General features: G+C 70.3%; 13 protein-coding genes. 7 read left to right on the forward strand and 6 right to left on the reverse strand.

The window, feature by feature from the left end; all coding sequences use genetic code 11:
- Nucleotides 1-9: 9 nt before the first annotated feature.
- Nucleotides 10-897, reverse strand: coding sequence for a UTP--glucose-1-phosphate uridylyltransferase (locus tag IU450_RS30930; protein WP_195153247.1), 888 nt, complete (start codon nt 895-897; stop codon nt 10-12).
- A gap of 397 nt (nt 898-1,294) precedes the next feature.
- On the opposite strand from IU450_RS30930, the gene IU450_RS30935 reads away from it, so the two are divergent.
- Together IU450_RS30935 and IU450_RS30940 are read left to right on the forward strand one after the other, a co-directional pair.
- The gene (locus tag IU450_RS30935; protein ID WP_228835379.1) at nt 1,295-2,623 is read left to right on the forward strand and encodes a DNA polymerase IV; all 1,329 of its coding nucleotides are present in this window, start codon (nt 1,295-1,297) and stop codon (nt 2,621-2,623) included.
- 196 nt (nt 2,624-2,819) lie between these two features.
- Nucleotides 2,820-3,320 (forward strand): hypothetical protein, encoded by a 501-nt coding sequence (locus IU450_RS30940; protein WP_195153248.1) that lies wholly within the window; start codon nt 2,820-2,822, stop codon nt 3,318-3,320.
- Between the two features lie 160 nt (nt 3,321-3,480).
- Here IU450_RS30940 and rarD read toward each other — a convergent pair whose 3' ends face one another.
- Nucleotides 3,481-4,404, reverse strand: a complete 924-nt coding sequence (gene rarD / locus IU450_RS30945; RefSeq protein ID WP_195153249.1) for an EamA family transporter RarD — start codon at nt 4,402-4,404, stop codon at nt 3,481-3,483.
- 35 nt (nt 4,405-4,439) lie between these two features.
- On the opposite strand from rarD, the gene IU450_RS30950 reads away from it, so the two are divergent.
- A complete protein-coding gene (locus IU450_RS30950; protein ID WP_195153250.1) occupies nt 4,440-6,863 on the forward strand; it encodes a cation-translocating P-type ATPase in 2,424 nt (807 codons plus the stop codon).
- An 81-nt stretch (nt 6,864-6,944) separates the two neighbouring features.
- Nucleotides 6,945-7,763 carry a PhzF family phenazine biosynthesis protein gene (locus IU450_RS30955; RefSeq protein WP_195153277.1) on the forward strand — a complete coding sequence of 273 codons (819 nt, stop codon included), beginning with the start codon at nt 6,945-6,947 and terminating at the stop codon, nt 7,761-7,763.
- A gap of 17 nt (nt 7,764-7,780) precedes the next feature.
- On the opposite strand, the gene IU450_RS30960 is transcribed toward IU450_RS30955, so the two are convergent.
- Genes IU450_RS30960 through lspA form a run of 3 tightly spaced genes read right to left on the reverse strand, consistent with a single transcriptional unit; the run spans nt 7,781 to nt 9,949 of the window.
- Nucleotides 7,781-8,446 carry a hypothetical protein gene (locus IU450_RS30960; RefSeq protein WP_195153251.1) on the reverse strand — a complete coding sequence of 222 codons (666 nt, stop codon included), beginning with the start codon at nt 8,444-8,446 and terminating at the stop codon, nt 7,781-7,783.
- The gene (locus tag IU450_RS30965) at nt 8,439-9,365 is read right to left on the reverse strand and encodes an RluA family pseudouridine synthase (protein WP_195153252.1); all 927 of its coding nucleotides are present in this window, start codon (nt 9,363-9,365) and stop codon (nt 8,439-8,441) included. Before IU450_RS30965 ends, IU450_RS30960 begins: the two co-directional genes overlap by 8 nt.
- Nucleotides 9,362-9,949, reverse strand: coding sequence for a signal peptidase II (gene lspA, locus IU450_RS30970; RefSeq protein ID WP_416382921.1), 588 nt, complete (start codon nt 9,947-9,949; stop codon nt 9,362-9,364). The genes IU450_RS30965 and lspA overlap by 4 nt, the downstream gene beginning before the upstream one ends.
- Before the next feature lie 208 nt (nt 9,950-10,157).
- Between lspA and IU450_RS30975 the strand changes: the two genes are divergently transcribed.
- From IU450_RS30975 to IU450_RS30985, 3 genes are all read left to right on the forward strand, one after another.
- A complete protein-coding gene (locus IU450_RS30975) occupies nt 10,158-11,048 on the forward strand; it encodes a hypothetical protein (protein WP_416382923.1) in 891 nt (296 codons plus the stop codon).
- Nucleotides 11,045-11,764, forward strand: a complete 720-nt coding sequence (locus IU450_RS30980) for a sensor domain-containing protein (RefSeq protein WP_195153279.1) — start codon at nt 11,045-11,047, stop codon at nt 11,762-11,764. The genes IU450_RS30975 and IU450_RS30980 overlap by 4 nt, the downstream gene beginning before the upstream one ends.
- Before the next feature lie 81 nt (nt 11,765-11,845).
- Entirely contained in the window at nt 11,846-12,313 is a 468-nt protein-coding gene (locus IU450_RS30985) for a VOC family protein (protein ID WP_195153254.1), read from the forward strand.
- Between the two features lie 15 nt (nt 12,314-12,328).
- On the opposite strand, the gene IU450_RS30990 is transcribed toward IU450_RS30985, so the two are convergent.
- Nucleotides 12,329-12,781 (reverse strand): ubiquinol-cytochrome c reductase iron-sulfur subunit, encoded by a 453-nt coding sequence (locus IU450_RS30990; protein WP_195153280.1) that lies wholly within the window; start codon nt 12,779-12,781, stop codon nt 12,329-12,331.
- Between the last annotated feature and the right edge of the window lie 412 nt (nt 12,782-13,193).

The following is a 13,193-nucleotide window of genomic DNA, read 5'->3' on the forward strand; positions in this document are numbered from 1 at the left end:
TGGTTCCGGTCAGGCGTCGAGGTCCTCGGCGAGGGTGCGCAGCAGCGGACTGTACTGCGGATGCGCCAAGGCCGAGGCGAACTGGGCGACCAGGTAGTCGGCCGGGTTGCCGGTGTCGTACCACCGCCCGCGGATCACCTGGCCGAACACCGGATTGGCGGCCGCGTACACGTTGATCGCGTCGGTGAGGTACACCTCGCCGGTGCGGTGCTCGTACCACGCTTCGGTCTGCGTGCGCAGCTCCTCGATGATGCCGGGAGTGACGACGTAGCCGCCGATCGCGGCGAAGGACGACGGCGCGTCCTTCGGCTTCGGCTTCTCCCGCAGTCCGGTGATGCGCAGCAGGCCGTTGCCTTGGTCGTCGGCCACCACCGGCACGCCGTAGCGCTGCGACTCGGACGGGTCCATCGGCATCAGCGCGAGGACGGGGGCCCCGGTGGCCTCGTAGGCGTCGATGAGCTGCTGGGCGCGCGGCACCTCGGCGACGAACACGTCGTCCGGCCACAGCACCAGCATCGGCTCGTCGCCCAGATTGCGGGCGGCGTTGAGCACCGGGGTGCCGTTGCCGTACGGCCCGTGCTGGTCGAGGTAGGTGATGTGGCCGAGCCGGGACAGCTCGCCCACTTCCTCGACCGCGTCGGCGAAGGCGGTCTTGCCGTCCGCGCGCAACTGGGCCACCAGCGCGGGGTTGGGACGGAAGTGGTCCTGGATCAATGATTTTCCGCCGCTGACCACGATGGTGATGTCGGTGATGCCCGAAGCGACCAGCTCGCGGACCGTGTGCTCGATCACCGGCTTGTCACCGACCGGCAGCATCTCCTTCGGGATGGCCTTGGTCAGCGGAAGCAGCCGGGAGCCGATACCAGCGGCCGGGATGACGGCCTTGCGGATATTCATGAGTCCGATCATCACATATCGGACCGCCAGTCCAGCTCTGTCCCCGCGGTACGTCGGCGGTTGTTTCAGGACTGTGCAGTACACGGTGCGGCGCGGAAAAGGGCAGATCAAGGCCACCGCGGCGGACCGGAAGGCGCTTCGGGGACCGAACGCGGCAGGCGCCGATACCGGCAGGGAACCGACAGCTAGCGCACAGCCACCGCGTCACCGCCTGCCCCGAGCTGTCGGTGGACGGGCGTACATTGCAGCCGTGCGTACCGAGAAGCCGAGCGTCGAGCGCGCGCCCGCGGCGGCGACCGGGATCGGCCCGCACGGCGACATCCCGGTGGGCAGGCAGCATCCTCCCGCCCTCGCCGACGCCGACAGCGCCGCCCGGCGCTGGGTGCTGCACATCGATATGGACGCGTTCTTCGCTTCGGTCGAGCAGTTGACCCGGCCCACGTTGCGCGGCAGGCCGGTGCTGGTCGGGGGGACGGGCGGGCGCGGGGTGGTGGCCGGAGCCAGTTACGAGGCGCGGGTGTACGGCGCCCGCTCGGCGATGCCGATGCATCAGGCGCGCAGGCTGGTCGGTGTCGGCGCGGTGGTGGTGCCGCCGCGCGGGGCGGTCTACGGCGTGGTGAGCGGTCAGGTCTTCGACGCGCTGCGCGGCCGGATCCCGGTGCTGGAGACACTGTCGTTCGACGAGGCGTTCGGCGAACCGGCCGAGCTGGCCGGCGCGACGGTGGCGCAGGTGCACGCGTTCTGCGAGGAACTGCGCGCGGTGGTGCGGGAACGGACCGGGTTGACCGCCTCGGTGGGCGCGGGCACCGGAAAGCAACTGGCGAAGATCGCCTCCGGCTTGGCCAAACCCGATGGAATCCGGGTCATCTCGCCGATCGAGCAGCCCCGTCTGCTCGCGGGTCTTCCGGTGCGCAAGCTGTGGGGGATCGGGCCGGTCGCGGAGAGCAGGTTGCGCTCCCTCGGCATCGAGACCGTCGGCGCCTTCGCCGCTCTGCCGGAATCGGAGGCGATGTCGATCCTCGGCGGCAGCGTGGGCGCGGCGCTGCACCGGCTGGCCCGCGGCATCGATGACCGCCCGGTCGCCGAACGCACCGAAGCGAAACAGATCAGTGCCGAGACCACGTACGAAACCGACATCGTCAGTCTCGACCAGCTGCGCCCGGCCATCGAGGACATGGCCGCCGCGGCGCACCGTCGCCTGACCGGTGACGGCCGGGCGGCCCGCACGGTGGTGCTCAAACTGAAGAAGTCCGATATGACCATCGTCACCCGTTCCTTCACGCTGCCCTACGCCACCGAGGACCTGGCCACGCTCGCCGCCGCCGCGCAGCGGTCGGCGCTCGACCCGAGGGAACTCGGGCCGATCCGGCTCGTCGGGGTCGGCTACGGCGGCCTGTCCACTGTCCGCCAGGAGTCGCTGTTCCCCGAACTCGATCGCGGCCCGGCCGTCGCGAGCGCCGAATCGGAACCGGAGCCGGAACCGGCGCTGCCCGCCGACCTCGGCGAGCCCTCGCACACCGTCGCGCCCGCGCTGCCCGTCGCCGTCTGGCATCCCGGCATGGATGTGACACATCCCGAGCACGGCCACGGCTGGGTGCAGGGCGCCGGGCACGGTGTCGTGACCGTGCGCTTCGAAACCCGTTCCACCGGCCCGGGTCCCGCGCGCACCTTCGCCGCCGACGATGCGGCGCTGACCCGGGCCGATCCGCTGGGTAGTCTGCTCTGACGCGGCCGCGCCGACGGCTCGACATACCCCCGCCCGACGCGTACGTTCGCTGCCGACGACATTCGTCGGTTCCGTGTGGATCCGGGCGCCGCCGCCCGGTGCCGGTAGCCTGGGACCTCGTGCAGCGCCGCCGGTTCGGGTGGCGGCTGCCACGGTGGAACCCGACACGCACCTCTCGAACGCAAAGGACGAGCAGTTGAAGCTTCGTAAGACTGGACGCATCGCGATCGCCGGACTGGCCATCGTCGCCGCGCTTGGCCTGACCGCCTGTGGTGGCGACGACAAGGACAGCAAGCCCGCCGCCAAGACGTCGACCAGCGCCAAGGCGTCGGCCACCGCGAGCGCGAACCTGCCGGCGGTCCCGACCCCCGCGGAGCTGAACACCGCCCTCGCCCGTGCGCTGGACCCGTCGGTGCCCGCCTCGGAGAAGCTGGACAACGTCCAGGGCGCCGAGGCCGATCCGACGCTGCCGGACCGCCTGTCCCAGGCCGCGGCCGGCGCCGACGTGAAGATCGAGGTCACCGACGTCACCTCGTTCGGCGACAGTGTGAACGCGAAGGCCAAGTTCATCCTCAACGGCCAAGAGAACATCGTCGACGTGCCGTTCGTCGCGGACAACGGCAAGTGGAAGATCCAGAAGCAGTGGGCCTGCACCATGCTGACCAACCTCGGCCAGCAGTCGGTGGCCTGCGGCTGATTTCGCACGACCGGTCGGGCCGGTCGCCGGGTTCGTCTCGGCGGCCGGCCCGTCGTCGTAGTACCGAATCGTCTCGTCGCATGCGGCGGTCGGCGCTGCGCTCGTAACCGGTTCGTCGCGCCCACCCGGATCCTCCCGCCCGGAAGGCGCGGCAGCCTGCCTAGCCGGAGAGGCGGTCGGACGCCGGGGAATCGGCGTGCGATGCGCGACGCGCGCGCCGGGTTCGTTGCAGCGCGTCGGTGGTGAAGATCGCCAGCGCCGCCCAGATCAGGGCGAAACCGGCCCACCGGGAGGCGGGCATCGGCTCGTGCGCGACGGCGACGCCCCAGGCCATCTGGAGTGCGGGCGTGAGGTACTGCAGCAGGCCCATGGTGGACAGGGCGACCCGCTGGGCCGCCACCGCGAACAGCAGCAGCGGGACGAGGGTGACCGGTCCGGTGGCCGCCATCAGCGCGGTGTGCGCGGGGCTGGAGGTGAAGTCGCTGTGCCCGGTGACCGCGAGCCCGATCGCGAACGCCAGCGCGAACGGCGCGGCGACGATGCCCTCGGCGGCGATGCCGCGCAGCGCGTCCAACGGGATCACCTTCTTCACCAGACCGTAGGTGGCGAAGGAACAGGCCAAGGCCAGGGCGATGATCGGCGGCCTGCCGTAGTCGACCGTGAGCACGGCCACCGCGGTCGCGCCGAGCGTGAGCGCGGCCCACTGGGCCCCGGTCAGCCGCTCGCGGAAGATCACCACGCCGAACGCGACGGTGACCAACGGGTTGATGAAGTAGCCCAGCGCGCACTCCACGACGTGACCCGAGATGACGCCGTAGACGTACACGCCCCAGTTGAGCGTGATCGCGGCGGAGGCGACGGCAGCCAGGCGCCAGACGCGGCCGCCGATGCCGCGTAACTCGCGTACCCGACCGCTCACGGCGAGCACCGCGAGCACGACGACCAGCGTCCAGACGATCCGCTGAGCCACCACCTCACCCGGGCTCGCGAACGCCAGCAAACCGAAGAACGCGGGGAACAGTCCCCACAGGAAGTACGCGCTCGTTCCGAACGTCACACCGGGGATGGACCTGCTTCGCCGCACGAGGACGAACGTAGTTGTCACGTAGCCTTGCGGTCATGTCGATTACCCTGCAGGCCTCTGGCGCCACCGGACTCACCGCCGCAGAGGTCGAGCAACGTCGCCGCGACGGGCGGACCAACGACGTCCCGGATCGGGCGAGCCGCTCGGTCCGCGACATCGTGCGCGCGAACGTCTTCACCAGGATCAACGCCATCCTCGGCGTCCTTTTCGTCCTGGTGCTGGCCACGGGATCGATCATCGACGGCATGTTCGGCCTGCTGATCGTCGCCAACAGCGCGGTCGGCATCATCCAGGAGATCCGGGCCAAACGCACCCTGGACCGGTTGGCCATCGTCAGCCAGGCCAAGCCGACCGTCCGCCGCGACGGCGTGGCCGTCGAGGTCGCGCCGCACGAGGTCGTGCTCGACGACCTGATCGAACTCGGTCCCGGCGACCAGATCGTGGTGGACGGCACGGTCGAGGAGTCCGCCCAGCTCGAGGTGGACGAGTCGTTGCTCACCGGGGAGGCCGATCCGATCGACAAGGCGATCGGCGCTCCGGTGATGTCGGGCAGTTATGTGGTCTCCGGTTCCGGCGCCTACCGCGCCACCAAGGTCGGCCGGGACGCCTACGCGGCGCAGCTGGCCGAGGAGGCGAGCAAGTTCACCCTGGTGCACTCCGAACTGCGCAGCGGCATCGACAAGATCCTGAAGTTCATCACCTACCTGCTCATTCCCGCGGGTCTGCTGAGCATCTACAACCAGCTGGTCTCCAGCGAGGAGACCTGGCGGCCCGCGGTCACCGGCATGGTGGCGGCGCTGGTACCGATGGTGCCCGAGGGGCTGGTGCTGATGACCTCGATCGCGTTCGCGGTGGGCGTGGTGCGGCTCGGCCGGCGGCAGTGCCTGGTCCAGGAGCTGCCCGCGATCGAGGGGCTGGCCCGCGTCGACGTGGTGTGCGCGGACAAGACCGGCACGCTGACCGAGAACGGCATGCGGCTGTCGGATATCAAGACATTGGCGAGCTTCGACGACAGCGAGGTCCGCACCGCGCTGGCCGCGCTCGCCGCCGACGATCCGCGGCCGAACGCGAGCGTGCAGGCGATCGCCGAGGAACTGCCGAACGGTCCCGGCTGGCAGCGCACCGCCGTCGCGCCGTTCTCCTCGGCCAAGAAGTGGAGCGGCTGCTCGTACGGCGAGCACGGCGATTGGGTACTCGGCGCGCCGGACGTGCTGCTCGACCCGGGCTCGCCGGACGCGCGAGTCGCCGAGGAACTCGGCGCCTCCGGTCTGCGCGTCCTGCTGCTGGCGCGCGGCGACCGTCCGGTGGACGCGCCGGACGCGCCCGGCGTCGTGCGGCCCGCCGCCCTGGTGGTGCTGGAGCAGAAGGTCCGGCCCGACGCCCGCGACACGCTCGACTACTTCGCGAGCCAGGACGTCTCGATCAAGGTCATCTCCGGCGACAACGCCGTATCGGTCGGCGCGGTGGCCTCCTCGCTCGACCTGCCGGGCGGCGACCGCCCGATCGACGCGCGGGAGCTGCCGGAGGACCGCGACGGACTGGCCGACGTGCTGGACCGCAACACCACCTTCGGCCGCGTTCGTCCGGACCAGAAGCGCGCCATGGTGGCAGCCCTGCAATCACGTGGCCACACCGTGGCGATGACCGGCGACGGAGTGAACGACGTTCTAGCGCTGAAGGATTCGGACATCGGCGTGGCCATGGGCGCGGGCAGCCCCGCCACCAGGGCGGTGGCGCAGATCGTCCTGCTGGACAACAAGTTCGCCACCCTGCCGTACGTGGTCGGCGAGGGGCGCCGGGTGATCGGCAACATCGAGCGGGTGTCGAACCTGTTCCTCACCAAGACCGTCTATTCCGTGCTGCTCGCCTTTCTGGTCGGCGCCGCCGGGGTCGGCTCCCAGATCTTCGGCTACGAGCCCATCGGCTACCCGTTCCTGCCGCGCCACGTCACGATCGCGGCCTGGTTCACCATCGGCATCCCGGCGTTCATCCTCTCGCTCGCGCCCAACAACGAGCGCGCCCGCACGGGGTTCGTCGGGCGGGTCATGCGGTTGGCCATCCCGTCGGGCGTGGTGATCGGCGTGGCCACCTTCGTCGCGTACCTGATCGCCTATGCCGGGCCGAACGCCGGTGAGGAGCAGAAGGTGCAGGCGGGCACCACCGCCCTCATCACGCTGATCATGATCGCGGTCTGGGTGCTTGCCATCGTCGCCCGGCCCTACGTCTGGTGGAAGGTGGTGCTGATCGCGGTGTCGGTGGCGGCGTACGTCTTCTTGTTCACCGTTCCGTTCACCCGCGAGTTCTTCAAACTCGACCCCTCCAACCTCGCGCTCACCGGTGCGGCGGTGGTCTGCGGGTTGGTCGGCATCGTGCTCGTGGAGGCCGTCTGGTGGGTGAGCGCGGCGCTGCGCGGCGACGAGCGGCAACTGTTGCCGAGTTCGCCCGGCGGAGCCGCCTGACAGACTGGACGCCTGACTCGGCGCGCCACGAGAAGCCTTGTGCGAAGCGGCCATTCAGAGTTGGAGTACCTTCTGGAGATTATGGAGGTACTGCTGCACCAGATCGACGCGTTCGCCGACGCACCGTTCTCGGGCAACCCGGCCGCGGTGATGCCGCTCCCGTCGTGGCTGCCGGATGCGTTGCTGCAACAGCTGGCCGAGGAGAACAACCTCGCCGAGACCGCGTTCTATACGTCGCAATTACCTCCCGAGGCGGGCGTGCCGCCGGGCGAGTGGCCCGCTTTCCACCTCCGGTGGTTCACACCGCGGGTGGAGGTCGCCCTGTGCGGGCACGCCACCCTTGCCAGCGCCGCGCAGATCCTGGCCGACATGCACCCCGGCGAGGACCGGGTGAGTTTCTACACCCGCAGCGGCTGGCTGCACGTCGACCGCACCGACGACGACGAGTTCGTCCTCGATCTGCCGGTGGTGCCGAGCGTTCCGGTGCGGCCCGATCCGGCGCTCGTCGCGGCGCTCGGGGTGCGCCCGGTGCGCGCGTACTCCGGTACCGACGAGGTGCTCGTCGTGGCGACCGAACAGGAGGTGCGCGATGTCGCGCCGGTGCTGTCGGCGTTCCCCGCGCTGCCGCGGGCCGCGATCGTCACCGCGCCCGGCGACTCGGTCGATTTCGTCTCCCGGTTCTTCGCCCCGGGCGTGGGCGTCCCGGAGGATCCGGTGACCGGATCGGCGCACGCCCAGCTGGTTCCGCTGTGGAGCGAGCGACTCGGCCGCACCGAACTGCGGGCCAGGCAGCTCTCGCGCCGCGGAGGAAGCTTGCGCTGCGAACTGACCGGCGACCGCGTGCTCCTGTTCGGACGATGCCGCCGTTACCTCGATGGAGTCGTCACCCTGCCGGACTGAGACCGGCAGGCTGACGCTCACGGCTCCGGGACAGGTCCGTCGTCGGGACCCGGTAGGACGACGTCGCGGTAGTCGGGCAACAGGGGTACCACCGCGAAGCTGCCCGCCACGGCGTCGGCGGGCAGTGCCTGGACCGCGCGGATACCGTTCTGGACGGCCAGGTTCCGCAGTTGCGCCGGGGAACCTCGGACGACGAGCCCGACGACGCAGGCGCAGCCGCCCCGCAGTCGTGCGGCGGAGACCTCGATCACACGCGCGGAGCGGTCGTCGGCGGGCCGCGGAAGCAGCCAGGCCGCGTACGGCGCCGAATCCATCGCCGCGGCAATCCCTTCCGGGACCGGCACGACGACCAGCGGCGTCTGCACGCGGGGAATCGGCACCCGGTAGAGCACCTGGGCGATGCGCAATCCGCCGCTGTGCGCGGGAATCCGTTCGGAGGTAAGGGGTTCGGTGAACGACACCAGCGCCCAGTGCTGTTCGTCGTCCTGCACGTTCAGCGAATCAACGGATCGGGCAAGGTAATCCGCGACCTGCTCGCCCCGGTCGGGTCCCAGCCGATCGGTGGAGACCGGGGCACGGTACGGCGGATTCAGCGCTCCGAGCGCGAACACCGACGCGACCAGGGCGACCGCCGCCGCGCCGAGGAGGACCCGGCGCCACGGCGGCACCCGGCGCTCAGGCATCGCGCAGGACGTCCAGCGCGTGTTTCAGGTCATCCGGGTACTCGCTGGTGATCTCCAGGTAGCGGCCGTCCGCGGGATGCTGGAAGCCCAGCTGCCGGGCGTGCAACCACTGGCGTTGCAGCCCGAGCCGCTCGGCCAGGCGCGGGTCGGCGCCGTAGGTGAGATCGCCGCAGCAGGGGTGGCGGATCGCGGAGAAATGCACGCGGATCTGATGGGTGCGCCCGGTCTCCAGGTGGATGTCCAGCAGGCTGGCCGATTGGAACGCCTCGACGGTGTCGTAGTGCGTGATGCTCGGGCGACCGTCGGCGGTGACCGCGAACTTCCAGTCGTTGCCGCGGGCCCGGCCGATCGGGGCGTCGATGGTGCCGCTGCTCGGGTCCGGATGCCCCTGCACCAGCGCGTGGTACCGCTTGTCGACCGTGCGCTGCTTGAACGCGCGCTTCAGCACCGTGTACGCGTGCTCGGACTGCGCAACCACCATCACTCCGGAGGTGCCGACGTCGAGGCGGTGCACGATGCCCTGCCGTTCGTGCGCGCCCGAGGTGGAGATGCGGTATCCGGCCGCGGCGAGCCCGCCCACGACGGTCGGCCCGCTCCAGCCGACGCCGGTGTGCGCGGCCACGCCGACCGGCTTGTCGACCGCGACGATGTCGTCGTCGGCGTAGAGGATCTTCATGCCCTCCACCGGTTCGGCCTCGATGGTCAGTTCCCGCTTCGGCTCGGGGAAGACCACCTCCAGCCAGGCGCCCGCGGTCAGCCGGTCGGACTTGCCCGCGGCGAGGCCGTCGAGCTGCACCGAGCCCTCCTCGGCGAGCGCGGCCACCGCGGTGCGGGACAGCCCGAGCAGCCGGGCCAGACCCGCGTCGACGCGCATACCGTCGAGCCCGTCGGGGACGGGCATGGTCCTGGTCTCCCTCATGCCGCGCTGCCCTCGCTCGCTTCGCCGGGTTTGCCGTGACCCACCCGGGTGCCGTTCGGTTCGAAACCCAACACGGTCAGCACCACCAGCAGGATCGCCCCGCACACGATGGCCGAGTCGGCGACGTTGAACACCGGCCACCAGCCCACCGCGACGAAATCCACCACGTGTCCCTGGAGCGGGCCTGGCGCACGGAACAGCCGGTCCATCAGGTTGCCGAGCGCGCCGCCGAGCACCAGACCCAATCCGATCGCCCACCCCAGCGAGCGCAGCGTGCGGCCGATGCGCACCACACCGACGACGACGGCGGCGGCGACCAGGGTCAGCAACCAGGTCATGCCGGTGGCCATGGAGAACGCCGCGCCCGGATTGCGCACCAGGCTCAGGCGCGCGAAATCACCGATGACCGGCACCGGATCGCCCGGTGTCAGGTTCGCGACCGCGATGGTCTTGGTGAGCAGATCCAGGCCGAGCACGACCGCGGCGAGGACGAGCAGCGTCCGCAAGCGCTGGGGTGGAGCCGACGAGGTCGTCGGATCGGCGGTGTTCGCTGGGATTTCCTCGGGCGGCCGGTCGTCACTCACGCCGACCATCATCTCTCGAGCGCGATCACGCCCGGTGCGCGCCGTCCGATTGCCTCGGCCGGGGTGGCCGGCCGTGCTCGCGTGGCACGCCGACCGGCGCGCACCCGCATGTCCCAGCCGACACTCAGGAAGCGGTCGTACCCTGTTGCACGTGACGGTGTTGTCTTCCCCCCACCTTCCCCGGATCGCGCGCTCGGGTGTGCTGCTCATGGTGCTCGCGGTCGGGCTCTCGGCCTTCGGTGTCGGTTGCGGCGACGGCGCCGAATCGCTCGGCGAACCCGACGGAACCGAGCCGCTGGGAATCGGCAAGGAAGTGACGGTGCCGATCGCGGCCGCGGTGGCCACGGTCGAATCGGCCGGTGCCGAGCCGAGGTCGCTGCTGCGGCCGGAGTATCCGGCGGGCACCGTGCAGCGGGTCACGCTGTACACCGCGCACCACATCGAACAGCAGATCGATGAGCAGCCGAAGCGCGACTTCTCCACCCCGGCGCTGACCATTCCGATGACCGCGCAGACGACCGCGGAGGGCATCGATCTGACTCTCGGCACGGTCACCTCGCCGGATCCGACGCTGGCCAAGGCGCTGACCAAGATCGGCGGCTCGCACGCCGGCTTCGATCTCAGCGATCTGGGCACGATCACCGCACTGCGGCTCGAGCCGGCTCCGGACGCGTCCAACACCGCTCGCGCCGCCCTCGAGCAAGCGTTCTACCAGGCCGTCTATCGCTCGATCGCCTTTCCCGACGAGCCCGTCGGCGAGGGCGCGGTGTGGACGGTGCGCCAGGAGGTCACCGGCGGCGTGTTGCTCGACCAGGTGACCACCGCGACGCTGAGCAAGCGCGAGGGGGATCGGCTCACCATCGAACTGCACGTCACCCAGAAGCCCAAGTCGCCGGTGTGGAACCTCCCGAACAACGCGGGCACCCTGGACATCCGGGACTACGTGATGCAGGGCGCGGGCACCATCACGGTGGACCTCGGGCTGCCCCTGCCGGTGGCCGGGTCCATCACCGTCGGCGGTCATCAGGCCTACCGCGACCCGAACAGCGGCAGCACGCTGCGGCAGACGATCGATACGCAGGTGTCGTGGACCGAATGATCCGTGCCCGCGGCCTGGTGGCGGCGGTCGCACCCTTCGTGGTCGTCGCCGGATGCGGCGCGCAGGACCGCGCAGCGGCCGAAGCGCCCGACCTTCCGACGCTGGGGTCCGTGGTGGCCGCGGCCCCGGTGACCACGGGCCCCGAGACCGATTCCGCTCGGCTGCGCGATCGACTGCTCGGCGACGCCGACCTACCCGCGGGCTTCACCGCGCTCCCGCCGCCCGCCGACGCCGAGGGAAGCGCTATCGGCTCCTCGCCGACGAATCCGGCGGAATGCGGGAAGGTGCTCGCCCCGCTCGGTACGCAACGCACCGGCGCGCTCGCTCGGGCGTCCACGCAATTCGCGGGACCGAATTTCTCCAGCATCGATATCGACGCGGCCAGTTATCCGCCGGACACCGTCGGGGTCGCATTTTCGGACGTGCAGGAAATCCTGCGGCGCTGCGCGCACTATTCCAGCGCCGACGACTCCGACATCGCGGTGGACTACCGCATCGGCGGGCTCGACCAGCCGCCCGCGGGCGATGCGGGCGCCCCCTTCCAGGTGCGCACCACCAGCGACGACCTGACGCTCGGGTCGTCGGTGACGATCGTCCAGGTGGGAAGCACGTTGGTGCAGGTCGCGGTGACCGCGCCGGAGTCGGTGGACCCCGGTGTCCTCAGCGCGCTCACCGCGGCCCAGGTGCGCAGGCTGCGAGGGGTGGCGGGTCCGTGATTTCCGACGAACCGGCCACGTGCGCCGGTCGCGGGAATAGGCTCGACATGGTCCGACACAAGCCTCGACCGGAGGTTCCCCATGTCTGATGTCAAACCCATCCCCGATGGATATCCGGTGATATCGCCCGGGCTGGCGATCGACGGCGCGGCGGCGGCGATCGATTTCTACAAGAACGTCTTCGGTGCCACCGAGCGCATGCGAATGCCCGGGCCGGGCGGCAAGATCGCGCATTGCGAGCTGATGTTCGGCAATTCCGTCGTCATGCTCGGCGATCCCGCCCCCGATATGGATTTTCTCGATCCGAAGACGGTGGGTGGCACCCCCGTCAACCTGTACGTGTACGTCGAGGACGCCGACGCCGCCTTCGCCGCCGCGCTGGCCGCAGGCGCCAGGGAACTCACGCCCATGACCAAGCAGTTCTACGGTGACCGCAGCGGCGCCTTCGAGGACCCGTGGGGCCACCGCTGGACGGTGGCCACCCACGTGGAGGACGTGCCGCCCGACGAGATGGACCGCCGGATGGCCGAGTTGTTCGGCGGCGCCTGAACCCGGCCGTCCGATTCACCCGGCGACAACCGAATCACCGTCGACCCGAATGCTTTTCGGGGAAAGGGGTTTGGTGGCCGGGCCCTTGGCCACCGAGCCGTCCAGCGCGAACTTGCTGCCGTGGCAGGCACAGTTGATGGTGCCGCCGGACACGGTGGCGACCTTGCATCCCGCGTGCGTGCACACCGAGGAGAGGCCGAGGAAGCTGCCCGGGCTGGGCTGGGTGACCACGGTGTCACCGACGATCACGCCGCCACCGACGGGGATGTCGGCCGTTCTGGCGAGCGCGTTCGCGGGCCGGTCCGCGTCGGAGGGCTGGTTGCCGGGAGTGGCGGGAGCGGGATTCGGCGCGGGTGCGGCCTCATCTTTGCCGTAGGTGGCGCAGGCGGTGAGCGCCGTCGCGGCGGCGACGCCCACACCGGCGATGACCACACTGCGGCGGGTATGGGGTTGTTCGTCGAATGTCATGTCGGGTTCCGTTACCGCCGCCAGGGTGAGCAAGGGCCCAAGTCTCTTCATCGGATCTCCTCGAAGGCGCGGCCGCCATCGCGTCGGTGCCGCTTTCGCCTCGTCAACGGAGTAGGGCAGCCCTGCGGTTCAATCCGGTGTGCTCATACGTCGCTACCGGGCGTGTCGTAGGACAGCGATGCCGCGAACCGAGGGGCGAGCGGCGGACCCGGACCCCCTCATCTGCTTTGTGGCCGGGTCCGCCGCTCTGGGGTGGTTACCCGCGGGCGATCGATTCGAACACCTTCGGGTCCACCAGGGTGGAGGTGTCGCCGAGTTCGCGTCCTTCGGCGACGTCGCGCAGGAGGCGGCGCATGATTTTGCCGCTGCGGGTTTTGGGGAGTTCGGGGACGATGTGGATTTCTCGTGGTCG

The sequence above is a fragment of the Nocardia abscessus genome, from assembly GCF_015477775.1.
Taxonomy (GTDB): domain Bacteria; phylum Actinomycetota; class Actinomycetes; order Mycobacteriales; family Mycobacteriaceae; genus Nocardia; species Nocardia abscessus_A.